General features: G+C 58.2%; 16 protein-coding genes and 1 pseudogene. 7 read left to right on the forward strand and 10 right to left on the reverse strand.

The window, feature by feature from the left end; all coding sequences use genetic code 11:
* Positions 1-55: 55 nt before the first annotated feature.
* The 10 genes from BUA38_RS17040 to soxC form a co-directional block, all read right to left on the reverse strand.
* Positions 56-1,528 carry a sensor domain-containing diguanylate cyclase gene (locus BUA38_RS17040; protein WP_072819464.1) on the reverse strand — a complete coding sequence of 491 codons (1,473 nt, stop codon included), beginning with the start codon at positions 1,526-1,528 and terminating at the stop codon, positions 56-58.
* Positions 1,529-2,370: 842 nt separating this feature from the next.
* On the reverse strand, positions 2,371-4,065 hold the full coding sequence (locus BUA38_RS17045) for a thiamine pyrophosphate-binding protein (RefSeq protein ID WP_072819465.1): 1,695 nt from the start codon (positions 4,063-4,065) through the stop codon (positions 2,371-2,373).
* Between the two features lie 283 nt (positions 4,066-4,348).
* Positions 4,349-5,137, reverse strand: coding sequence for a sensor histidine kinase (locus BUA38_RS17050; RefSeq protein WP_072819466.1), 789 nt, complete (start codon positions 5,135-5,137; stop codon positions 4,349-4,351).
* Positions 5,138-5,318: 181 nt separating this feature from the next.
* Complete coding sequence (locus BUA38_RS17055) at positions 5,319-5,702, reverse strand: nuclear transport factor 2 family protein (protein ID WP_072819468.1); 384 nt, start codon at positions 5,700-5,702, stop codon at positions 5,319-5,321.
* A 155-nt stretch (positions 5,703-5,857) separates the two neighbouring features.
* Positions 5,858-8,713: an ATP-binding protein gene (locus BUA38_RS17060; protein WP_072819470.1), complete on the reverse strand. Its 2,856-nt coding sequence runs from the start codon at positions 8,711-8,713 to the stop codon at positions 5,858-5,860.
* A 393-nt stretch (positions 8,714-9,106) separates the two neighbouring features.
* The gene (locus BUA38_RS17065; RefSeq protein WP_072826183.1) at positions 9,107-11,986 is read right to left on the reverse strand and encodes an ATP-binding protein; all 2,880 of its coding nucleotides are present in this window, start codon (positions 11,984-11,986) and stop codon (positions 9,107-9,109) included.
* 368 nt (positions 11,987-12,354) lie between these two features.
* Positions 12,355-13,284, reverse strand: coding sequence for a helix-turn-helix domain-containing protein (locus BUA38_RS17070; RefSeq protein ID WP_072819472.1), 930 nt, complete (start codon positions 13,282-13,284; stop codon positions 12,355-12,357).
* A gap of 364 nt (positions 13,285-13,648) precedes the next feature.
* A complete protein-coding gene (locus BUA38_RS17075; protein WP_072819483.1) occupies positions 13,649-14,554 on the reverse strand; it encodes a c-type cytochrome in 906 nt (301 codons plus the stop codon).
* 46 nt (positions 14,555-14,600) lie between these two features.
* Positions 14,601-15,164 (reverse strand): c-type cytochrome, encoded by a 564-nt coding sequence (locus BUA38_RS17080; RefSeq protein WP_197685939.1) that lies wholly within the window; start codon positions 15,162-15,164, stop codon positions 14,601-14,603.
* Positions 15,151-16,479, reverse strand: coding sequence for a sulfite dehydrogenase (gene soxC / locus BUA38_RS17085; protein ID WP_083587611.1), 1,329 nt, complete (start codon positions 16,477-16,479; stop codon positions 15,151-15,153). The genes BUA38_RS17080 and soxC overlap by 14 nt, the downstream gene beginning before the upstream one ends.
* 458 nt (positions 16,480-16,937) lie before the next feature.
* Here soxC and BUA38_RS38775 point away from each other — a divergent pair, with 458 nt between their 5' ends.
* The 7 genes and pseudogenes from BUA38_RS38775 (at position 16,938) to BUA38_RS17115 (ending at position 22,162) form a co-directional block, all read left to right on the forward strand.
* On the forward strand, positions 16,938-17,570 hold the full coding sequence (locus BUA38_RS38775) for a helix-turn-helix domain-containing protein (RefSeq protein WP_072819485.1): 633 nt from the start codon (positions 16,938-16,940) through the stop codon (positions 17,568-17,570).
* 102 nt (positions 17,571-17,672) lie between these two features.
* A complete protein-coding gene (locus BUA38_RS17095; RefSeq protein WP_072826185.1) occupies positions 17,673-18,455 on the forward strand; it encodes an enoyl-CoA hydratase/isomerase family protein in 783 nt (260 codons plus the stop codon).
* 122 nt (positions 18,456-18,577) lie between these two features.
* A pseudogene (locus tag BUA38_RS17100) lies at positions 18,578-19,039 on the forward strand (cysteine hydrolase family protein); the annotation flags it as partial.
* Positions 19,040-19,062: 23 nt separating this feature from the next.
* Complete coding sequence (locus BUA38_RS38780) at positions 19,063-19,218, forward strand: hypothetical protein (RefSeq protein ID WP_425304981.1); 156 nt, start codon at positions 19,063-19,065, stop codon at positions 19,216-19,218.
* Between the two features lie 72 nt (positions 19,219-19,290).
* Positions 19,291-19,944 (forward strand): hydrolase, encoded by a 654-nt coding sequence (locus tag BUA38_RS17105; protein WP_072819486.1) that lies wholly within the window; start codon positions 19,291-19,293, stop codon positions 19,942-19,944.
* 38 nt (positions 19,945-19,982) lie between these two features.
* A complete protein-coding gene (locus BUA38_RS17110; RefSeq protein WP_072819487.1) occupies positions 19,983-20,279 on the forward strand; it encodes a XapX domain-containing protein in 297 nt (98 codons plus the stop codon).
* On the forward strand, positions 20,276-22,162 hold the full coding sequence (locus BUA38_RS17115) for an amidohydrolase (protein WP_072819488.1): 1,887 nt from the start codon (positions 20,276-20,278) through the stop codon (positions 22,160-22,162). Before BUA38_RS17110 ends, BUA38_RS17115 begins: the two co-directional genes overlap by 4 nt.
* Positions 22,163-22,198 lie beyond the last annotated feature (36 nt).

The raw sequence follows: 22,198 nt of genomic DNA on the forward strand, positions 1-22,198 counted from the left end.
GGCTGGCTGTTGACAATTGAATCAGAAAATGGCTTGGCCCACCGCGGCGTGCAGCTCACGCGACGCTGGTCTTGCGGCGGTTCCGGTTGGTCTCGATATAATGCTGGCGCTTGGCGCGCAGCATCTTCATGTCCGCGCGTTTGACGACTTGTTCGAGCCGGTCGCCCGGCTCGCTGGTGGCGATACCGGCCGAGATGCTGAGCGGCGTTTCCGGATAATACTGATTGTTGATCTCGATCAGCTCCTTCAGCGTGTTCAGAACCGCATCGCCGACCACGGCATCGGTGCCGGGCAGCAACACGGCGAATTCATCCCCGCCGATGCGCGAGACCGAAGCCGGCTTTTCGATCAGCGAGTCGAACACTTCGCCCGTCCGGCGTAAGAGCCCGTCTCCGGCCGCATGGCCGAGTTCGTCGTTCACCGCCTTCAGTCCGTTGAGGTCGACGATGATGATCGTGACCGGCAACGGTCCCTTCCGCTCCAGCCGATTGAGTTCGTCGACATAAAACGAGCGGTTCAGCGTGCGCGTCAGCACGTCATGGGTGCCGAGATATTCGAGGTAGGTCTCGGCTTTCTTGCGGGCGGTGATGTCGGTGAGCGCGACCTGCACCCGCGCCCAGTCGCGTTCGTGGCTCGGCAGGATCGAGAATTGCAGCAGCAGATGCAGCTTGGTGCCGTCGAGCGCGTAGTTCACGACTTCACGCTGCTGGAACAGCTTGCCCGCCCACAGATCGATCAGCTGCTCGCGGAAAGGCGGCTCCATTTCGTCGCGGAAGACCCGCGGAAGGTTGTGCAGCAGCGTCTTCTTGTCGGGTGCGCCGAACAGCTCCAGCGTGCGGCTGTTGACGTCGATGACGTGGATTTCGCTCATGCAGCGCGCGACGAATTCCTGATGCACGTCCGTGAAGACGCGCAAGTCCTCGACGCCGCGGTTGCGTACGTCGTCCATCAGGCGTTTCACGCCGCTGAAGTCTTCCACCCACAGCGATACGGGCGAGTGGGCGAACAGGCCGAAGGCGTAGTTCTGGCTGTCGACGAGGTCACGCCGGGCGTTTTCCCGTTCGCTCACGTCCTCGATGGCCACCATGACGCGGTCCCAGCTTCGTTCGTGGCCGGGAAGGATACGGCCCGAGAGCTGGATATCGAGACGCTTGCCGGTCAGCGTGTAGTTGACCGTGTTGCTTGCGAAGCTGGTCTGCCCGTACCAGAGCTGGGCGAGCTCCTCGACATGGCTCTTGAACGTGTCGTCGCGCAGCACCTGGCCGAGGTTGGCCATCAGATGATCGAGGTCGCGTGCGCCGTACAGCGACAGGGTCTTGGGATTGACCTTCAGCACGCGGATGCGCTCGGAGCAGCGCCGGACCCGATCCGGATTTGCGGTTAAGAACGCCTTGATGTCGGTGACGTTCTCCGCGCGCCATTCCTGGAACAGCGCCTGAACTTCACTATAGTCCTCGAGCCAGAGCGAAACCGGCGCCAGATCGAACATTTCGGCGTCGCTTTTCCGGTCGATGGAGGTTGCGGACATGAAGAGCCCTGACAAAAGTCGGATGCTCTTTTGTGGTAGGCAGAATTCGTTAAGATTCCTTCAGTGTGTGCGGAGGCGAGTACCCGAACGGCGGAGATCGGTGGCCCGCCTGGCCGTAGCTCGCAAAGCGAGCGAAGGATGGTGCCCCTGGCCGATAGTTGCCTAGAGCCATAACCATTTGAATTTGAAACCACTTTTATCGTCGATTGCTGCCGATACCAGCACAAATACCAGCAGGATGGCGCGCGGTATTCACTTGCAAAAATAAAGCTGCGGGCTCCTCGGCAGCAGGCACGGTCCACGCGGTTTTTTGTCTCCACAATCGGCCGACCGGAGTCGAACCCGACTCAGGCTCGAAATCTTTGGAGGAGGCAGGCGACCGCTTACTCAGCAGCTTTTCGTCTTCTTCGAAGTGGAATGATTGAAAATCGTGGGTTTGAGTCCCTCCCTGCGTCCGCGCTCAGCCAATCCTTAGCGTTTACACAGCTTTGAGCGCCACACACTCTCCGCTGCACCGGTCACCATACGATGGGTACACAGGATGAAAAGTCTTGGCTGAGCAAAGATCGCCCGTTCACCGGAGGAGCGATAGTATTCTTCTCTCACAAGAGGCGTGCGGGCGCCAACGTTCGCAGAAAAGCATTTGACGATTTGTGAGGCGCTCCACTGAATAACTCCTTCCCGATCGGCGCGAATCCGTGAGGAGCGCACCTCATCTGCGCTAGGCAGCAAAGTGATAGGCGACAAACTGGCCCGTTCCGAGTTCCCGCACGATAGGCTCCTCGTTACCACTTGTGAGATTTCGACTAATCTCGCTAACCGCGCTCGTCTCCACCTCTATGTTAGCCGCCGGTTACGGCAAGTACTGCTTCCTTGATCTTCGCGATAGCATAGTGCCCAGCCTGCTCGGGTTCGACGTGCGGCATGTTCGGCATTTCGTCGGCGGCAACGACCGCATCTACGATCGCGGGACCATCGACGGTAAGTGCCTCGGTGATAGCGCCCATCAGGTCACGCGGCTTTCGCGCCGTAAAGCCGTGGCCGCCACAGGCGCGCGCCAGCGCCGCAAAATCGGGGTTGGGAAATTCAATGGCCTCGCGAAATGGCACGATGCCGACACTCTCGGCTTCCAGCGTGATCAGGCCCAGCGCAGAGTTATTGTAGATGATGACCTTCACCGGCAGCTTGTGATGCACGGAGGTCATGAACTCGCCCATCAGCATGTTGAAGCCGCCGTCGCCGACAAGTGCGATCACCTGGCGCGAGCGGTCGAGCACCTGGATCCCGTTGGCCTGTCCAAGAGCCGTACCGACGGCGGCGTTGTTGAAGGAGCCGACGATGCGTTGCGATCCGCTCTGCCGGATCCAGTTCGCGGACCATAGGGTATTCAACCCGGTGTCCAGAACAAATATGGCGTCGCGGCGGGCGGCGTCGCTGACCGCGCGCGCGACCGCTTGCGGATGAATACGGTCCTTGCTCCGCTCGAGGTCGGCCTGCTTGTTCAGCATATCGTCCCACCGCTGACGTTCGTGGGTGACCTTGTCAAAGAAGCTGGCGTCGCTCTTCGCCGCAACACGATCCAGCAGCAGCTTCAAAGTGGGCTTAGCCGAGCCTACAACACCGAGTTCGGTCGGCGTGCGGCGCCCCAGCACTTGCGCACGTTCATCGATCTGGATCACGGCACCCTTGTCGGGCAGGAAATTGGAGTAGGGATAGTCGGTACCAACCATCAGCAGAAGGTCGCAGCGCTGTACGGCGTGATAGACTGCCTTGGTACCGATCATGCCGAGGCCGCCCATCCAGCGCGGATCTTCATAAGCCATCAACTCCTTGCCGCGCACTGAATGAATCAAGGGCGCCTTGAGACGGTTCGAAAGCTCTCCCAGGAGATCAGCCGCGCCGCGGCAACCCCCGCCGCACATGATCACCACGCTGTCAGCCTTGTCGATCCGCCGGGCGATGTCGGCGACGTCTGTTTCGCTTGGGGTTACTTCGCTGCGCGGCTTTAAGGTCGCCACGCTAGAGGCCGCGCCGGCCGTCCTCGCGGAAAGCACGTCCTGCGGAAGCGTCAGATGCGCAACGCCGGGACCCGAATAGGCGGCGGCGATGGCCTGATGAATCACAGCCGCTGCTTGCGCCGGCGACGAAATTGTTTCGGTATAAAGCGAGACATCCCGAAACAGGAGATCCGGCGCGGTGGTCTGGATGAAGTCGGTGCCCTGCATCGCCCGCGGCATGTCACCGGACAGCGCAAGGACAGGCGCGTGATCGCGGCTCGCCTCGTAGAGCCCCGCCACCAGATGTGTGCTGCCCGGACCGGTCGTGCCCGCGCAGACGCCGAGCCGTCCGGTCAGCTTCGCTTGTCCGGCTGCGGCCAACGCCGCGCCTTCTTCGTGCCTGACGCCGACCCACTCGATCTTGCTTCTGCGAACCGCATCCGCCAGAGGATTGAGGGAATCGCCGATCAAACCGAAAATCTGCGTTACACCGATCTGTTCAAGTACTCCGACCAGAAGCTCCGACACTGTCTTCGACATTTGCTCCTCCCGATCAACGTATCGCCACCTTGGGCCACAGGCGCAAGCCTGCGTATGGAAAGGGGTTAATGTGGGGCTCACAAAAATGTGCCGTGGTCATGTTGCGTCGATAGCAAGTGAATTGAAGGTGACCTTGGCCTGCGGGGAGTTGGCGTCTATTCGCAATGCGCGAGGCAGTTTCGGCGCAATCCATAGGGCCGGGTTTTTCGGATCGCCTGCAAATTGCAGCACATCCCGGCGCCCGAGCCTTGCGTTTTCTCTCGATGCGCGATGTTGGTTCCACTCACTCGCCCTTCGTGTCGCGTGCGACGAAAATGGAGAAGCGAGACCCGCGGCAGGGAGTGGAAGCGACGTCGATGCGGTGACCCAGGATGCTGAGCGCCTGACGAACGATGAAGAGACCGATGCCAAGGCCGTCACATCGCGCAGCATCAAGACGGGTAAAGGCTTCGAAGATTCTCGAAATGTTTTCTGCAGGAATTCCAATGCCCGTGTCGTATATATCGATCCGGATTCCTGAACAGGAATGCCTGCAACCGAGCAGGATGCGACCACCCGGTTGGGTGTACTTGATTGCGTTGTTGACCAAATTGCGCAGGACGGCGCCGAGCAGCAGGCTATCGCTCACGATCGTAGCCCCACAGGAAACCATGTGAATGCTTACGCCCTTGGCCAGCGCATCCTGCTCAATCTCCCGGCAGGCTTGCCGCAAAACTTGATGGACACATACAGGCTTAAGCTCGAGACGCTGAGCACGTTCTTGGATGCGCAGCGCAGCCAGTATTTGCTCGAGCTGTTCCTTTAGTCGATCGACCGCATTTTGGCCGGACCGCAGGTATAGCTGTTCGGAGCTTGTTCGGACGCCACGTCCAAGGCGTTCGTAGGCTGCCTGAATGACCTGGAGCGGCTGGCGAAGGTCGTGACCCGCTATGGCGAGCAGCACCGCCTCAAAATTCTCGGCGCTCTGCGGCCTAGCAGTGGCCGTCAGACTCCAGGACGCCGGCACCCCCGTGGTCGCTCGAAACTTTGCGTCGCGTTCTTCCGTCCCGAGATGGTCGCTCACGTCGTGCATGCGCGTTTTCCGCAGATGGTAGTCTCGAAAGATTGCAGAGCAGAGGGTGAGGCAGTCGTCGCGCGAAAGCGAATTAAATATTTTAAAACCTTGTTAATCGTGGTGCGGCGTGCGCACGAACGTGCGTGCGTTTGCTAGAGGCGCAGAGAATGAGACGAGCCAAGCCAGATGAAACGAATTGTCATACATCGCAGCGATTGCGCAGGATGATCAATTGGACAATAAGTTCGTGGTGTGGCGTAAAATAAAAAGCGAGGACAAGAGGGTCCGGTAGACCGCGCTTGTCGAAATTTCCATCAACATTGGCAGTGAGAATGAAATTTCCGTAATGGCTCACGATTTTCGTGACTGCGATCGTCAGCCTATCGCCAATGATGTCTCGCTCTGCCCAGTCCCTGATGGCCGCTTTGCCCCAGTAGTCGCGCAACTGATCGTTGACCAGGGCGTCGTCCGCGAATGTGGCCATTAGCTGCTCCAAATCGACGCTGTTTGTCGCCTCGATGAATGCAGCGACGAGCGGAGGAAGCGGAATTGGCGTATCGGGCGACGAAGGCGAACTGGGCATGCAGAACCACGACCGTACATAAAGTATTTTTCGGCAACATGCCTGAGTTGGGGAGCTTTGGCGCATAGTAAGATGTAAAAAATTGTAAATTGGATCGGGTTCCCGAAGGACAGTGCGGCTTAGGATCCCGGTTCCACAATTCCAGGAGGCGCGGTTTATGCGTCTTGCGCGATCATCGCATGCGCCAATTTCAGATCCAACGTATCGAAACCTTCCGTGAAACGGTCATAGACATTGGCCACGCATTGACGGGCCTCGACACTCTCGCCGTCTTCCCGAAGAAGGCGTGCCAAGGTCATTGCCGACCTGAGTTCAAGGCTGAGCGCTTGTTGCGCGTGGGCCTTTGCAATCGACGTCCTCAAACATGTCTTGGCGGATTCACGGTCCTTTCGCGCTGCGAGGATTTCTCCCTTGATACGCAGCAGTGCAGGCAGGTCAAACTCCGCGCCTGAATGGGTTGCGGCAATTGCACCATCGATCGTGAATAGCGCTTCTTCCAACTGCCCGATTATTCGAAGACCTTCTGCGAGCGCTCCTATGGCTGCGGCACGAACCACGTTGTATTGCTCGGCGTCCATTATTTCTAAAGCTTCCCTCAATGACTCTATTCCCGCTTGCGCCTCGCCACTGGCTACCTGAAGTTCGCCCTTTAGCCCAAGCCCCCCGGCGCGATAGGGCCGCAGAGCGTGTCTTTCGGCGTACCCTATCAACTGTTCGACCAACTCCCGGACCTTGGAGATATTCCCGGTCCAGAAAATGACCGAGGCGCCGTAGAGAAGGGACGTGCAAACGGATACGGGGTGGTGTCGGCCACGGCTCAATTCATCGATTGCTTTTTGTGCCGTTCTGAGCGCCCGATCCGGAAAGCCGCGCAGCCACAAAACTCGGGCAAGAGCCACCATGGCTCCTGTACGATTGATGATTCCAAAGTAGTTGTTGACGAGGTGTGAGCCGACTTCGGCGTCAAGTGACATTCCCTTTTCGATATGAAACTGCGCTGAAGCGAGATCTCCTTTCATGTAATCCGAAACACCTATCATCCACTCGGCCCAGACAAGGCCGGCAGGGTCAGAGATTGCTTGCGCCACGCTTCTTCCACGTTCGACAGCCGCTCGCGCGCCGCGAACGTCACGTTGCCGGACCAGGAACAGATTCAAGCTCGCCAAGAGCTGCAACTCTCGCACCTTGTCCTTGAGCGTCTCGGCAAGTTCGAGCCCGCGCTCGATCGCGGCGCGAGCGCTGACGTCGTGTCCGCGAGTGTACATATACGCGAGCGCTAAGGATTCCTGAAGAATTATCTCCGTTTGCGCGCTAATGCTTTTATCACCGCGAGCGACCAAAGCCCATTCGCAAAAGTATCTACACTCTTCCAGTAGAGATAAGCCCAATAGCAACGGCGCCGCTTGCGCGACGAGAGCTGTTCCAAAGGCAGGGTCGCCACGATCCGACAGTGCCCACCCCAGCGCCGCGCGCACGTTGCCTATGTGTGGGGCATATAGCGAGAAATCGTGCTGGCCGATCCTCGAGTTGGTAATCTCGTCGCGTTGCAGAAACCTTGAATAATATTCCGCATGGCGGCGCGCGACGCAATCTGCTTCACCCCGTTCAGCGAGTTTTGCTCGGGCATATGCGCGTGTCGTTTCGGGCAACCGATAGTATGCCGATTCGGATTCTTGAGTCGTCGATATTAGTGACTTCGTGAGTAGGCTTTCGAGAGCCTCGATAGTGCTCGCTTCTTCTGCCTTTGTCTCCGACGCAACCGAGCAGGCTGCCTCAACCGTGAAATCCCCGACGAACACCGAGAGCCTGCGAAGAACAACCCGTTCCTGCTCGGGAAGGAGTTTGTAACTCCAATCAAGCATCGCGTTCATGGTTTGGTGCCGGGGCACCCCGGTTCGGCGTCCGTGCCAAAGCAGGCTGAAGCGATTGTCGAGCAGTTCCGCAATTCCACGAATCCCGAGAGAGCCTGCGCGACTGGCCGCGAGTTCGATCGCTAGCGCAATTCCATCAAGTCGGCGACAGATCGAGGCGACGATCGGTGCGTCAACTTCGCTCAACGCTGTTCTTTGGCCAGCCGCCGCTGCCCGATCCATGAAGAGTTGGACAGCTGGATATCCCATCACTTCGGCGGCGGTTGTATCGGCATGCTCTGGCGGACAATCAAGTGAGTACAACAAGTGGACATGTTCACCTTCGACACGAAGCGCCTCGCGGCTGGTCGCGAGGATATACGCTTGTGGCGCCTCGTTGACGACGCGTTCTGCCAACTCGGAAGCCGATTCGATCACGTGCTCACAGTTGTCAAGAATCAGCAGAATCTTCTTTTCGTCCAGATATGTTACAAGGCTGCCGAAAGGGTCATGAGCCTGAACCATGAAGCCGAGCGCCGAGCCGACCGCCGTCGGCACGAGTTGAGAATTTGTCAACGTGCCCAGATCGATAAAGAAAACGGCGCCACGAAAGCCCTTCAGCAACGAATGCGCAACCGAAATGGCGACCGTCGTCTTTCCTATTCCGCCTGGGCCCACGATGCTCACGAAGCGTCCCATGATGAGCTGCTCGGATACGGCTCGAACAACTTCATCCCGCCCGACCATTCGTTCCAATGGCTGCGGAAGCTTTCTGGGCAACTCGCCGTCCGTATTTCCTTCGGCGGTGGTGGGGCGCGCTATCGCATGTGACACTGGTGCGACAAAACAATAACCGCGACCGGAGACGTTAGATATGTATCGAGTGCCGTCCTCTCCGTCGTTCAGCGCCTTCCGCAGCGTACCGATCTGCACGCGGAGATTTGCTTCAAAGACCGTTACATTCGGCCAAGCGCTAGAGATCAACTCGTTGTAGCTGACGACCTCGCCGGCACGCTCCACCAAAGCAATCAGGAGATCGAGCGCGCGGCCTCCCAGATGTATCGGGTCGTCAGCCCGTTTGAGCTGCCTGCCTGTCACAAACAAACTAAACGGACCAAAGGAAAGAGCATCCTCCGGTAAGGAATGTCGGTGATCATTCATCCGAATTTCCGCTCACATGAGCGAGCACGGGCAGCCGTGCGTAGCGGAATTCCTCGTTAAGGCCTACATTGCGCCGGGCCGTCATGCAGCTCTACTGTGTCACACATAGTATGTGATACTCGGGTGTCAGCAGCCCAATCATCCGAGTACCCCACCACGCACGGAAAGCACAAGCCGTAGAGATAAAGTATAGGACGATGGCGTGAAGTCGGCAAGTTCGCTCGGTGCTGAGTCTTCCGTCGAGTGCGAAAGGAACCTTGGCGTAAACCTCTGAGCGATATGCGATATGGGAATGAGCGCGTTGTCGAGCGTTCCGATTTTTGGCTGCACGGTCATCGCTGGCCAGCAGTTCGCCCGCCTTCGAGCCATCTACCGGGCAATATCAAACCGAGCTTAGCTTGCTCGGCAGCCGGACCTATGAAGACGCACTTGATCTGAAGCTGAAGTGGATAGGAGGGCGCGGGCTGCCCGCAAATCTGCCGTCTCGAACCCCTCTGTATATCGCCCATAGATGTCCGCCAGCATATCACGCGCCGCGTCCGCACGTCCCTGGTCTGTCCACAAGCGGAATAGCAAAATTGCTGAGCGCAATTCCCATCCAGGAGACGATTGCTTCCGGGCCAAGTTGATTGATGTCATGAGCGACTTCTCAGCCGCCGTCCAGTGTTGTGGCGACAGCGCCAAGAGCGTCTTCGCGCTTGTGCGAAGCAGATCGGGAAGCTCGAACGTCCCACTTCCGCGCTCGGCTTTGGTGACGGCGTCTTCAATAAGATCAAGCGCCTCCTCGGGCTCGCCTTCCCGAAGCAATCCTTCCGCCAACGCGCGGGAAATCGCCGGGAAAAGAATATAGTTGCGCTCAGCAGCCAGTATCGAGCGTGCGCGGCGCAGATGCGCAATGCCGGCGGACGTTTCACCACGCGCTACCAGGAGTTCGCCCAATCTGACGAGACCGCACGCGTGATACGGAACCAGCGAGTGCTTTTCGGCGCCAGCTATCAGCTCATCGATGAGTGCTGCCGCGACATGCTCGTCGCCGCGCCAGAGAAAAATCTCAGCGCCATAGATCAAACAAATGGATAACGTCACCGGATTGCCTTCTCGTCGAGCGAACTCGATGCCGCTTTGCGAAAATTCCGCCGCCCTGCAGGGAAAACCGCGCAACCATAAAGCTCTGGAAAGCCCAACTCGAGCCCAGAGTTCGTGATCGAAGCCGAAGTATTGGCTTCGGCCTAGTGCGGTAGCTGCCGCACGCTCGAAACCCCTCTCGTAGTGCTGCTGCGCCTCTGCTTGGTTCCCGAGCAGATGATGGCTTCCCCCCAGCATCCACTCACCGACGACTTTCTCGCGCGGCCCGCCAAACTCGGCGGCTGCGGCTGAATACTGCACAGCGGCCGCGAGCGCGCCGGCGAAATCTCCCGCGCGCATCCGAAGGAGATTACGACCGGCAAGCAAGTGCATTAGCTGCTCTGTTTCGCGCAACGCCTCGGCGAGCGAAATTCCGCGTTCGAGCGCGCCGGCCACCTCTCTGCTGTCGCCCTGAGCAAACATAGACGACATGGCAAGCGAGGCTTGCAGCGTAAGTTCTCGTTGTGTCCCCCGATCGGATTCGCCAAGTGCTGATATTGCCTTTTGGCACCATTGCTGGCATTCGCTTAGCATTGACGAATTTAAGAATAAGGGTGCCGCGCCGGCTCCGAGGGTGACTCCAATCGACGCGTCGCCCGACGGCGAGAAACTCCATTGGAGCGCTGCTCTCACGTCCCCCAACAGCGGGCTGTGGTTAGAGCTGCATTGGCTTTGGAGGAAACCATGAGGGGTTACGAGCGGATGCTCTGAAAAATAGAGGGCGTGTCGTCTTGCTATCGTACATTCTTCGTTTCGTTCAGCCAGTTTCAGAGCAGCGTAGTTTCGCGTCGTATCCAGGAGGCGGTACAGGCTTTTGTCGCCACCTGGGGAAGCCATTAGAAGCGACTTGTCGACCAGCTTTGTGATTATGTTGATAAACGCCGACGTAGGCTCATTCGATTCGGCCGCCACCGCTTGGGCGGCTTGCAGAGTGAAGGGGTCAACAAAGAGCGACAGCCTGCAAAGAACCTTCTTTTCGTCCTCTGATAAGAGATCGTAGCTCCAATCAAGAGTTGCTCGCAATGTCTGATGCCGAGACGCCTTACGCCGACCGAGCCAAAACAGCGCCAATCGATCACTAATCAGTTCGGACACTCCTCGAATACCATATTGACTTGCGTGGCCGGCTATCAACTCGATCGCCAACGGAACGCCATCGAGTTGACGGCAAACGTTTGCGACTATGCGTGCGTCGTCATCTCCAATATCCGCGTCGTAACCGCCAGCGGCCGCGCGCTCCATGAAGAGTTGTAGCGCCGGAAAGACAAGTAGATCGCCACTGGTAGCCTCATTCAGCGGAAATCCAAGCGGTGGGAGCCAATAGAGGTGCTCGCCAGAAACCTGCAGCGGTTCGCGACTTGTTGCGATGATGTGCACGAAGGGTGCGGTTTGGAAGAGAGAGTCGACCAAAGGTGCGACGGCATCGACAACATGCTCGCAGCTATCAAGAACAAGAAGTATTCGCCGTTCGGTAAGGAACGTCAGCAGCCCCGCGAGTGAGCCCTGTGTCTGAGCATGATATCCGACTGCACTCGCGACAGCCGGAATAACAAGTGCACCGTCCTTGAGAGACGAAAGGTCTACGAAACAGATTGTATCATCAAATTCGTTCATCATCGCGTGTGCGACGGCGATGACCAGAGTCGTCTTGCCTATACCACCAGGGCCAACGATGCTTACGAATCGCTTGGTGACGATCATCGACTGCAAGGCATCGATGTTCTCGTCACGGCCAATCATTCGTCGCAACTTCGGAGGCAGCGTCCGCTTCTTAACTGATGGCGAGGAGGCCGTCGTGCTTTGCTTTAGTTGCCGGTGAGTTGGTGCAACAAAGCAATAACCTCGGCCGGCGACGTTAGTGATGTATCGTGCGCCATTCCGGCCGTCTCCGAGCACCTTGCGAATAGCCGCTATATGGACGCGAAGATTGGCTTCCTCCACGGTAACGCCGGTCCAGACCTGCGCCATGAGCTGCTTATGAGTGAGGGTCTCGCCAGGCCGCTCCACCAGCGCGATCAGGAGATCAAATGCTCGACCGTCAATCGGAAGTGACTCGTCGTTTTTTTTTAATAACCTCTCAGCCGCGAACAGCCTGAAAGGACCGAAGGTGACGACGTCATTCGTGCATGAGTTGGCGAGATCAAGCATAGAGACAATCCGAAGGCCCCCGGCCATCCCATGTGCAGCTTGCCACGCGAGGTATCGTTTGCGCGGAAGATCGACGCGTCGCTGATTGATGTGAGCTATTTCATGTATCGATCGTGCACAAAATGTACGAATCGTACACGGCTGAACGCAAGGATCGTACTCACGGTGGGCCTTGAAGTTCGCATCGTGGTGGTTCGTGATCTAGAACGCGTTGCTGCGGAGAGCTTCGTCATTCTGCTCCGCGCTGGGCCCTCCAGAAGCCGGCCTGGAGCGCGGCAACGCCTCGGATTGTGTCAAGCGGCAACAAACGTGCTCACGTCGTCCTCAGACAAGTGGACTTGCCTCGATGAAATCTTGGGACATGTCCATTAATAAACTAACTTGCTCCAGGCGCGAGGACTTAAGCCGACGCGTCGGGTAAATACTCGTGTGAAGTGGCTTCTGTCGACGAAACCGCAACTTTGAGCAATCGCGGACAGCGATGCATCTCGATCCCGAAGCATCACCTTCGCCGTATCGACCCGCACCTGGAGCAGCCACGCGTGCGGAGCGAGGCCGGTTGATTTGCGGAATGCCCGCGAGAAGTGGCCGACCGACAGCCCGCACATTTTAGAGATTTCACTCAGCGATATCGCGCCAGCCAGATTGTTAGCAATCAATTCCTTCGACAATCTTTCCTGCCATGGCGCGAGCCCGCCCTTGAGCGGCTTTGAAAGCGTGCAGATTCCGCCGTATTTTTCTGCTGTATGACTTGCGAATGCCAGCATCACGTAATCCAAGAATAGTCGATTGGCTTGCTCAGGAGCGCGAAACGCTGGCATCAGGGATAAGCCCAAATGTTTGATTGTCTCGTCCGAGATCCCCACACCAGGCTCGTACTGAAGTTCGTCTATGCGCGGCATCTCCGCCTGATCCGTCAGAACGTCGATCGCCATTTTGGGTAAATAGAAGAGAGTGGAATGGTAAGGTCTATCAACTAACACGCGCGGCTCGCGCCTCATATCGCTGATCAGGATTTGGCCTGCCCGGAGAGGTGCGGATGAAACATGACGGTCGCATTCCCAATAGCAATTCTTAGCGGCGTCATTCATGACCAAAGTGACCATATAGGCGTCAAAGCGAGGCAATGCAGCCGATAGCGTCCCTGATGGCTTGAGCACATGGATGTCGGTTACCGCGATCTCAGCCTGTCCCAACGATCGCGTCACGATGGCGGGCGCGTCCTCTAGGCCTAGTTTTTCCGCTAGGCTGCGACCGTAAGGAAAGTGCGGGCTGCGCGAAGAGTTGGATCTGTCCATTGCAGCTTCCAATTCATATTCGGATAGCACTCAGCCTCGCGAGTAAATCACAGCATCGTTCGAACCAAAAGCGCCGAGAGGCCTGCGGGCAACGGAACTTGGTGTCATTAGCTCGAGGCTCTCCCGGGTGCCCCACGGAAGCGGGTGCGGACGGCTCCTTCGGCTGAGGCCAACTTGCCACTTACTGAGAAGCTGATCGCCATGACTTCCTCGCGAACCCTTCCTAGGGAGCGTACCTGTTAGTCTCCAATTTGCATGGATGGGTCCATACCGTGTCCGATCGATTGGTACGGCCAAACCAAACGCGATGCCTCGTCTCGTGTTTTCATGCACGTGCCCAACTCTCGCCAGTCTGAATGCCGTGCTATGGCTCGAGGGAGGCGAGGTATGCCGCGATTGCCACCATATCGTCGACGCTCAGTTTCTGTACGACGCCATGCATCAGCGCCGCCGACGGTCCCGAGCGGCTGCCGTCCTGGAAAAAGTAGAGTTGGCGAACGATGTAATTTGCGTGGCGGCCCGCGATGGGGGGCGCAACGCCAAGACCCTTCAGTGTCTCACCGTGGCAGATTGCACATTTGGTTGTCTTGCCGTCACCAGTTGCGACCAGCGCTTCTCCTCTGGCGACGCTCCCCATCGGTACGTAGGCGACGAATCCGGATTTCGGATCGCGATTGAGCGCGGCCTTTTCGTCCTCAGGCAATTCCACGATCCGGCTCCCAATGGGTTCCGCGCCCCCGTCAGGGAGATTTAGCCGAATGTTGCCAGGTGCAACGTAAGTCTTCGGAACCGTGTCGGTCTCGACCACACGGAGCCAAGGCCGGGCCTGGAGCGAGGCAAAATATGCGGCAGCGGATTGAACCTCCTCATCGGAGAGGGCCTCGGCAATCGTCGGCATCACGCCGAACCCTTTCCTTGCGCCACTCTTGAAATCGACCATCTGCTGGACAAAGTAGGGCACAGGAAGCGCGGCGAGATATGCCGATTCATCGTGACCGGTCCCGGTAGGCAGATGGCAGGAGCCGCATGCAAAGGTTTTAGCGCCGTGGGCTACGACCGGTGGCATCGGCGGATGCATGTCGGGATACCAATCCGGCGGGTTGGACAAATCGTCAATTTGTTTGCGTGTGTAAGACTTGGTGCTGCCGGGCGGAGGCTTCGGCTCGCTCTCGCTTGCCAGCGATGGCGGTTGGACCTTATCGGCCTCGGGGAACGCCCAATCGGGGCGCTCGGCCCCAAAAACTACGACGGGAATAAAGCCGAACAGCAATATCCAACAACCACGCCGTGCCCCGTTTCGTCTAGCCCACCTATTCCTAGTCATGCGGGGTGCTTTCGGGGAAGCGAGGGATGAATCCGTTACGGTTAGGCATTTGCACCTTCGGGAGTGTCTGCGCGTTGATGACCTGTTTTGCGTCGATCAGCTTGTTTTCTGCAAGGATGTACGCAGTGAGCGCGTAGACCTGATCGTCAGTAAGTGACCTCGGTGAGGTCCAAGGCATTGCGCGCCGGATATAGTCGAACAACGGGGGTGCGTAAGGCCAGAAATTGGCGATCGTCAGCGTCGTATCATCGATGCCGCTTCTCTTCATGTCGCTGACCACGGGCGGAGCGGCGGGAGCACCGCTCGTCGTCGTTGTCGCACCCTTTCCACCATCGCCGTGGCAGGCCGCGCAGTTATCCGCAAATATCAGGGCACCCTGATCGGATGTTCCGCTGCCCGCGGGCAAGCCTGCCCCGCTGGGTTCAATATCAATATCCCACGGCGCAATATCTGCGGGAACGATCGGCCTGCCGAGATTTCGTCCCTCGCCGAACGCCAAGCCTATCCCGAGAGCGAGGGTGCAGAAGGTCGACAGGAGCATTTTATGCATACGCATGCGTTACTGCTCCCCTGTTGTCGATTGCCCAGCTTACAACGGCATTGAAATGATGATTTTTGAATGCCAGTAGCGGCGGTACTGAAGATAATTCGCCACGCTGCGCGACAAACTGCGCGCGCGTCGGCTGCACGTTTCCGGCCTCGTCCAAGGCGCGGCTTTGCAAGATGGCCGGGCCACCATTCCAGCGCCATGGCATTCGAAAGCGCGTGAACGCCTTGCTCAGCACCGGCTCCTGCAGTGCTGCGTCTGCCCAGCTACCACCACCATCGGCAGAGACTTGTACCTTGGAAATCTTGCCTGTCCCGGAATAAGCGATGCCTGAGATCTCGTAGACTCCAGGCTGCTGCAAAGGACGCCCCGGGGAAGGTTGTGTGATGAATGATTTTACCTCGTTCACAAAGTAGAACTGATAGGCTTTGCCGCTCGGTAATGGCTCCGTGTAAACTTGCGATTCCCAATAACTCATGGCGGGCTCCGCCAGGAGCTTGATCCGCCGTACATACTTGATGTTCATGTTGCCTTCGTAACCCGGCAAGAACAGCCTCATCGGATAGCCATTGCCCGGCATCAGCGGCTCGCCATTCTGGTAGAGCGCGATCATCGCGTCGTCCATTGCTTTGGTGAGGGGGACGCTCCGCATCACGTGCGCCGCGTCGGCACCTTCGGCAATGAACCACTTTGCTTTTGGGTCAACGCCAGTCTCTTCGAGCAGCGTCGAGAGTTTGACGCCCGTCCACTCGGCGCAGGAAACGAGCCCGTGCAGTGCCTGGACGTCCGCCTGGAGTGGTTTTGGAGAAAATAGTGCCGCGCTATTGCCGCCACATTCAAGAAACGCAACGCGCGACGTCATGGGAAAACGCAGCAACGTTTCAAACGAGAAGAGCAGCGGCTGCTTGACCAGACCGTGGATCAGGAGTTGGTGCACGGCCGGATCGATTTCCGGAACGCCGTCATGAACGATGGTAAAAAACACGCCGTTCGGCGTGATTGTCCCGTCCAGCAGGTGGTGGGGAGTGCGTGACTGTGAGGTGCGCGGCTCGAAATCCGGATTGGAGAGCGTGCGCACCACGCTTTTCGCAAATTTCGACGGTAGCTGATAGGCGGGAACGGGATCGCCTGGTGCGAGACTCCAAGGTGCTTCGACGAGAGGCTCGGCAGCAGCGCCAGTTGCCCTTAGTCCGACGACCGTACCCAAAGCGCCAGCGAATGCGACGCCATTTCTGAGCAACGCGCGCCTGTCGAGTAGGCCATTGCCTGCAACTGTCTCGATACGGTTGGCCTTCAGGTCGATATATCTTTTGGATTGCGTCATCGCGCCACTCCCAGGCTTGAGAAGTTCCAGTTCATCGGTTTTGGGTAAGTTGAGCGGGTATCTCGCGGCGCTGCGACCGAAGCTAGACAATCCAAATGCACGGTGCGTTTTGAATCAGTGATGTCTTGCGATGCGCCCCAACGATCCAAGCCCTGCGTCACCTTTTGTCTTCTCCTCCTAGTGACCGCAGATGTGTCCTACCGTTGCATGTGCGATTTTTTGCGGCTTGGACGATAGCTAGTTGATTTGAACATTTTGATTTATCGGCGCGGCCCTAACCGATCGATTATCAAAGTGTGCCGCGCAGTAGCGAGCCGCTGCAAAATTGTTCGAAGACGTTCTGCATTTTAAAATTTACAATTTTTTTCGGCCTTTTACTCGCCAATCCCTCTTATTAGGCACAACTTGATGCCTGCCCGCGCGACTTCGGGGCGCCCGGACGGTGAGGGAGGTATCCAATGCAATTCTCCTCAATACCCGGCAAGACTTCTGCCCCCCCGGCGACACCGAGCGCTTCGGATGAATTTTCTGCAGCGCTGACTAATTGGCTGGCTGAGGCGCGATCGGCTATCAGCCACGATCCGCGCACAGCGGATCGGTATTGGGACCGGTTCGAGGAGTTGCTGCTGCGGAACGGTGCCTTAGAGCGCCGTTACGACGAAATTGAGCTTCCCTCATGCGGCTTGGCGCCTTGGCAGCGCGCACGCATAACCAGTTACGTCGACGCCAATCTGGCCAAACGGCTTTCGACAGCGGAGCTCGCTGCGCTGGTGCGGCTAAGCACGAGCCATTTACGCCGCGCATTCAAGGCCAGTATGGGATGCTCGCCGCATGAGTACGTTATCCAGTGTCGAATAGAGCGCGCAAAGACGCTTATGATCGAGACGGGGATTTCGCTTGCGCAGATCGCCTTTGAGTGCGGGTTAGCTGACCAGGCTCACCTCTGCCGGCTCTTTCGTCGCCAAGTCGGAATAAGTCCGTCCGCTTGGCGTCGAGCGCGGCAGTTGCGTCGAGTGGAGGCGCCTGAAGATGCTGCAACTGTCAAAAAGCACAATGAGGCGGGGTGGCTATGTCTGTCACCAGCAAATTAAGCGTATGTGGCGGTGTTGAGAACATAAATGCGAACACCGATCTGGTCGAAACTCCGTTTCAGTTGAAACGTCAAAACGAGCAAAGCAATGAAGGAGGGTGCCATGCAAACCCGTCAAGCTGAGTACTTCGGTGCCTATCGCACCATAAGGATGACGCGAGATGCTAAGGGCGTTCTGGTTGTTGAATTCCATAGCGATGGCGGACCGTGCACCTTCTCGGCACAACACCATACGGAGGTCGTAGATGCCTTCCACCGGATTGCACAAGATCGAGCAAACAAGATCGTCATACTGACGGGAGCAGATGGCGACTTCATTATTGGGGTCGATTGGAACTCTTTCGGCGATGTTTCCGATCCCGGCGTTTGGAGCCAGATTCACGACGAAGGCAGTCAAGTGTTGGAAAACATAGCCAACATACGTGTGCCTGTGATCGCGGCGATCGAAGGACGTGCGTATATCCATTCAGACTATGCGCTGCTTGCGAACGTGATTGTGGCGGCCGAGGGTTCTACCTTCCAGGATGTCGGACATTTCGCCGTAGGTGTGACGCCAGGCGACGGAATCTTTACGACGTGGAGTTATCGCGCTGGAGCAGGACGAGCGGAGGCGTTCCTGCTCAACCCGCGGCCGCTGCCAGCTGCTACCGCATATGAATGGGGAGTCGTGGCAGAAGTCGTGCCAAACGGCCAGGCGCTCACTCGGGCGCGGGAACTGGCCGCGCTGTACTTGAAGGCTCCGGAAGTGACGCGCCGCGACACTCGCATCCACTTCATTCAACCATTGAAGGAGCGGATTGTGCGAGAAGTTGGATATGGGCTGTCGCTCGAAGGGGCGTCGTCAGCCGCCCTATTGAGATCAAAGGCCAAGAATGAAGCTGCGTGACCGTCCGGCCTTGGCTGCATAGCCGCGGATTCATACCGCGGGCAACGGCAACCAGTCGACAGATTTACTGACTGTTTCATACGCAGAGTCTTCATCCGCCTTGCGAACCACGGAGATAAAGAATGGAAATTCTTGATCCCGCCCGAACGGCCCTTTTAGTAGTGCATATGGCCAAGGGAGTGGCCGGCCAGGTCGACACACCCTTCAACCGGCTTTTCCGGCAGCGGGCCGAGGAGACAGGCGTAATCGGGGTCCAGGCACGGCTGCTGGACGGGTTCCGCAAGGCCAAGGCGAAGGTGGTCTACACCCTTGTCACGTATCAGCCGGGCCTGCCCGGCGTCAGGCCAAACTCCCCAATGTTTCGAACGCTCGTCGGAAGCCCTACTCTTCTGCAGGGTACTCCCGCGGTTGAGGTCATCGACGACATCGCCCCCCGGCCGGACGAGCCGGTCGTCAGGGGGCAGGCGGCAAACGGGTTCGACGGCACCACGCTCGACACCATTCTCCGCGTGGCAGGCATCGATACTCTCGTGCTCGTCGGTATCGCGACCGACGTCGGGGTTGAATCCACTGCGCGCGCGCTGCATGCGACCGGCAATACCGGACGATCGTCGTCTCCGACGCCTGCCAGGCCGACAGCGACGAGGCCCACGCCCGCGCGCTCGACGTCCTGCAAAAGTGGTTCAGCGAGACCCCTACCACAAACGAGGTCCTCAGCGCTCTGAGGATAGCTACTGTCGATCCAGCTCACAGAGCCGCGTGAGCTTGAGCTGCCCCAGCAATGCACGTTCGGGCAAAATGGCAACAAAGCGGCGTCCAATACGGAGAACGAACAATGGCAAAACTCGAGATGCTCACCCCACAAAACAGCGCGATTGCCCTGATCGATTATCAACCCGCTATGTATCAGGGCGTGCAATCCCATGACCGACTGGTGGTCTTCAACAACATACAGATCCTCGCCAAGGCCGCGAAGCTCTTCAAGATGCCCACCATAATTTCGACCATCGCGAAGGACTCCTTCTCGGGTCCTTTCATGCCGGAAGTGACCCAACTGTTTCCGACGCATGAAGTGATTGACCGAACCGCCATGAACGGGTGGCTGGACCCGAACTTCCGCAAGGCTGTTGCGACGACCGGCCGCAAGAAGATCGTCATCGCTGGTCTCTGGACCGAGGCCTGCGTGATGTTTCCGACCCTCGATATGCTGAAGGACGGCTACGAAATTTATATTCCCGCGGACGCATGTGGCGACGTTTCGCCGGAGGCACATAACCGCGCAATGGATCGCGCGGTCCAGGCCGGCGCGATCCCGATCACGTCGCTTCAGTATGTGTTCGAGCTCCAGCAGGACTGGGCCCGCTCGGAGACCTACGAAGGCGTGATGACTATCATGCGAGAGCACACGCCCTACGGCATCCAGGTGCGATTCTCCAAATGGGCGCTCGGTGAACATGCCTCCGAGGGCGGGCTGAAGGCAGCCGAATAACGCGCGCTTTGCGTTCGCTACTCCAACGGGGGCCGACGATGAGGATGTATCTGCTTTCGCTCGCAACCGGTGTTCTGGTCGGCGTGATTTACAGCCTTCTCAATGTCCGGTCTCCCGCGCCTCCCCTCGTGGCGTTGGTCGGTCTACTCGGAATTCTTATTGGTGAGCAGGTCATCCCGATCGGGAGGCAAGTGGTTGCCGGAACTTCGCTGGCGAGTGCCTGGCACCAAGCGAAATGCGCCTCTCACCTGTTTGGCATGCTGCCTGGCCGCCACGCCGGCGCAGCAGCCACAACGACCGCGACGACAAAGATTTCTACGGAGAATCAATCATGACAACCAACATGCCCGATCTTATCCTCCGCCGCGGTCTGTTCACGACACTAGACCGCTCAAATCCGACGGCGAGCGCGGTCGCCATAAAGGACGGCAAGTTCACCGGGGTAGGTCAGGACCAGGAGATCATGCCACTTGCTGGTTCCAACACGAAAATCATCGACCTGAAGGGACGCCGCGTTCTGCCCGGCTTGGTTGACAACCATCTTCATATCATTCGCGGCGGCCTGAACTTTAACATGGAGCTCCGTTGGGACGGCATCTGGTCGCTGGCCGACGCGATGGCCATGCTGAAGCGTCAGGTCGCGATCACGCCACCGCCTCAATGGGTCCGGGTGGTCGGCGGCTTCACCGAACACCAGTTCGCCGAGAAGCGGCTGCCGACGATCGAGGAGATCAACGCGATCGCGCCTGATACGCCTGTGTTTCTACTGCATCTTTATGATCGTGCGATCCTCAACGGCGCCGCGCTACGGGCGGTCGGTTATACCAAGGATACACCGAACCCGCCCGGCGGCGAGATCGTCCGCGACAACAAGGGCAATCCCAACGGACTTCTGCTCGCCAAGCCGGCCGCCGGCATTCTGTACACGACGCTCGCCAAGGGCCCGAAATTGCCGTTCGAGTATCAAGTGAATTCCACACGGCATTTCATGCGCGAGTTGAATCGATTGGGCGTCACCGGTGCTATCGATGCCGGCGGCGGCTTCCAGAATTACCCGGAGGATTACGCCGTCATCCAAAAGCTGTCGGACGAAGGCCAGCTCACCATCCGCCTCGCTTACAACCTCTACCCGCAGAAGGCGAAGGCCGAGAAGACCGATTTCCTGAACTGGACCAGGACCTCCAAATACAAGCAGGGCGACGACTATTTCCGGCATAACGGCGCTGGCGAGATGCTGGTGGCCTCCGCCGCTGACTTTGAAGACTTTCGCCAAGCTCGTCCCGATATGCCGCCGGAGATGGAAGGCGAACTTGAGGATGTCGTTCGCATTCTGGTGCAGAACCGCTGGCCGTGGCGGATGCATGCCACTTACGACGAGACCATCTCACGCGCACTCGACGTATTCGAGAAGGTCAACCAGGATACTCCACTTGAAGGTCTGAACTGGTTCTTCGACCACGCAGAAACCATCTCCGATCAGTCCATTGACCGTATCGCGGCGCTCGGCGGCGGCATCGCCATACAACATCGCATGGCTTATCAGGGCGAATATTTCGTCGAGCGCTACGGGTTTGGCGCGGCGGAGGCGACGCCACCGGTGAAGAAGATCATCGACAAGGGCGTCAAAGTATCTGCCGGCACTGATGCCACCCGTGTCGCGTCCTACAATCCCTGGGTCGCGCTTGCCTGGCTCGTGACCGGCATGACCGTCGGCGGTCTTCGCATCACGCCGCCGCGCAATCGCCTTGACCGCGAGACAGCACTGCGGATGTGGACGGAAAACGTGACCTGGTTCTCGAACGAGGAAGGCAAGAAAGGCAGGATCCAGGTCGGTCAACTTGCGGACGTTATCGTGCCTGATCGCGACTACTTCTCCTGCGCCGAAGCAGAGATCGCCGAGACGACGTCCGATCTGACAGTAGTGGGTGGCAAGGTCGTATATGCGGCGTCCGATTTCAAATCTTTGGACAACGCCGCTCCGCCACCTGCGATGCCCGACTGGTCCCCGGTTCGTGCGTTCGGTGGTTATGCGGCTTGGGGCTCCGCCGAGTCTGCCGGCCAACCGGCGTTGGCACGGAAGATGGCAATGAGTTGCGGGTGCGCCAATCAGTGCAAAATCCATGGGCACGATCACGCGACGGCTTGGTCGAGCAAGCTGCCGATCTCTGACCTGAAGAGTTTCTGGGGCGCGCTCGGTTGCGCCTGCTGGGCGGTGTGATCATGGCAGCAACGCCTGCCACCAGTGCGGAAGTCG

The organism is Bradyrhizobium erythrophlei (assembly GCF_900142985.1).
Classification (GTDB): Bacteria; Pseudomonadota; Alphaproteobacteria; order Rhizobiales; family Xanthobacteraceae; genus Bradyrhizobium; species Bradyrhizobium erythrophlei_B.

What these genes read in the sequence shown, in the direction of transcription:
- BUA38_RS17115 (WP_072819488.1), top strand. Translation starts at nt 20,276, where the DNA reads ATGACAACCAACATGCCCGATCTTATCCTCCGCCGCGGTCTGTTCACG.
- BUA38_RS17055 (WP_072819468.1), bottom strand. Translation starts at nt 5,702, where the DNA reads ATGCCCAGTTCGCCTTCGTCGCCCGATACGCCAATTCCGCTTCCTCCG.
- BUA38_RS17050 (WP_072819466.1), bottom strand. Translation starts at nt 5,137, where the DNA reads ATGCACGACGTGAGCGACCATCTCGGGACGGAAGAACGCGACGCAAAG.
- BUA38_RS17065 (WP_072826183.1), bottom strand. Translation starts at nt 11,986, where the DNA reads ATGCTTGATCTCGCCAACTCATGCACGAATGACGTCGTCACCTTCGGT.
- BUA38_RS17060 (WP_072819470.1), bottom strand. Translation starts at nt 8,713, where the DNA reads ATGAATGATCACCGACATTCCTTACCGGAGGATGCTCTTTCCTTTGGT.
- BUA38_RS17070 (WP_072819472.1), bottom strand. Translation starts at nt 13,284, where the DNA reads ATGGACAGATCCAACTCTTCGCGCAGCCCGCACTTTCCTTACGGTCGC.
- BUA38_RS17045 (WP_072819465.1), bottom strand. Translation starts at nt 4,065, where the DNA reads ATGTCGAAGACAGTGTCGGAGCTTCTGGTCGGAGTACTTGAACAGATC.
- BUA38_RS17105 (WP_072819486.1), top strand. Translation starts at nt 19,291, where the DNA reads ATGGCAAAACTCGAGATGCTCACCCCACAAAACAGCGCGATTGCCCTG.
- BUA38_RS38775 (WP_072819485.1), top strand. Translation starts at nt 16,938, where the DNA reads ATGCAATTCTCCTCAATACCCGGCAAGACTTCTGCCCCCCCGGCGACA.
- BUA38_RS17110 (WP_072819487.1), top strand. Translation starts at nt 19,983, where the DNA reads ATGAGGATGTATCTGCTTTCGCTCGCAACCGGTGTTCTGGTCGGCGTG.
- BUA38_RS17080 (WP_197685939.1), bottom strand. Translation starts at nt 15,164, where the DNA reads ATGCGTATGCATAAAATGCTCCTGTCGACCTTCTGCACCCTCGCTCTC.
- BUA38_RS17040 (WP_072819464.1), bottom strand. Translation starts at nt 1,528, where the DNA reads ATGTCCGCAACCTCCATCGACCGGAAAAGCGACGCCGAAATGTTCGAT.
- soxC (WP_083587611.1), bottom strand. Translation starts at nt 16,479, where the DNA reads ATGACGCAATCCAAAAGATATATCGACCTGAAGGCCAACCGTATCGAG.
- BUA38_RS17095 (WP_072826185.1), top strand. Translation starts at nt 17,673, where the DNA reads ATGCAAACCCGTCAAGCTGAGTACTTCGGTGCCTATCGCACCATAAGG.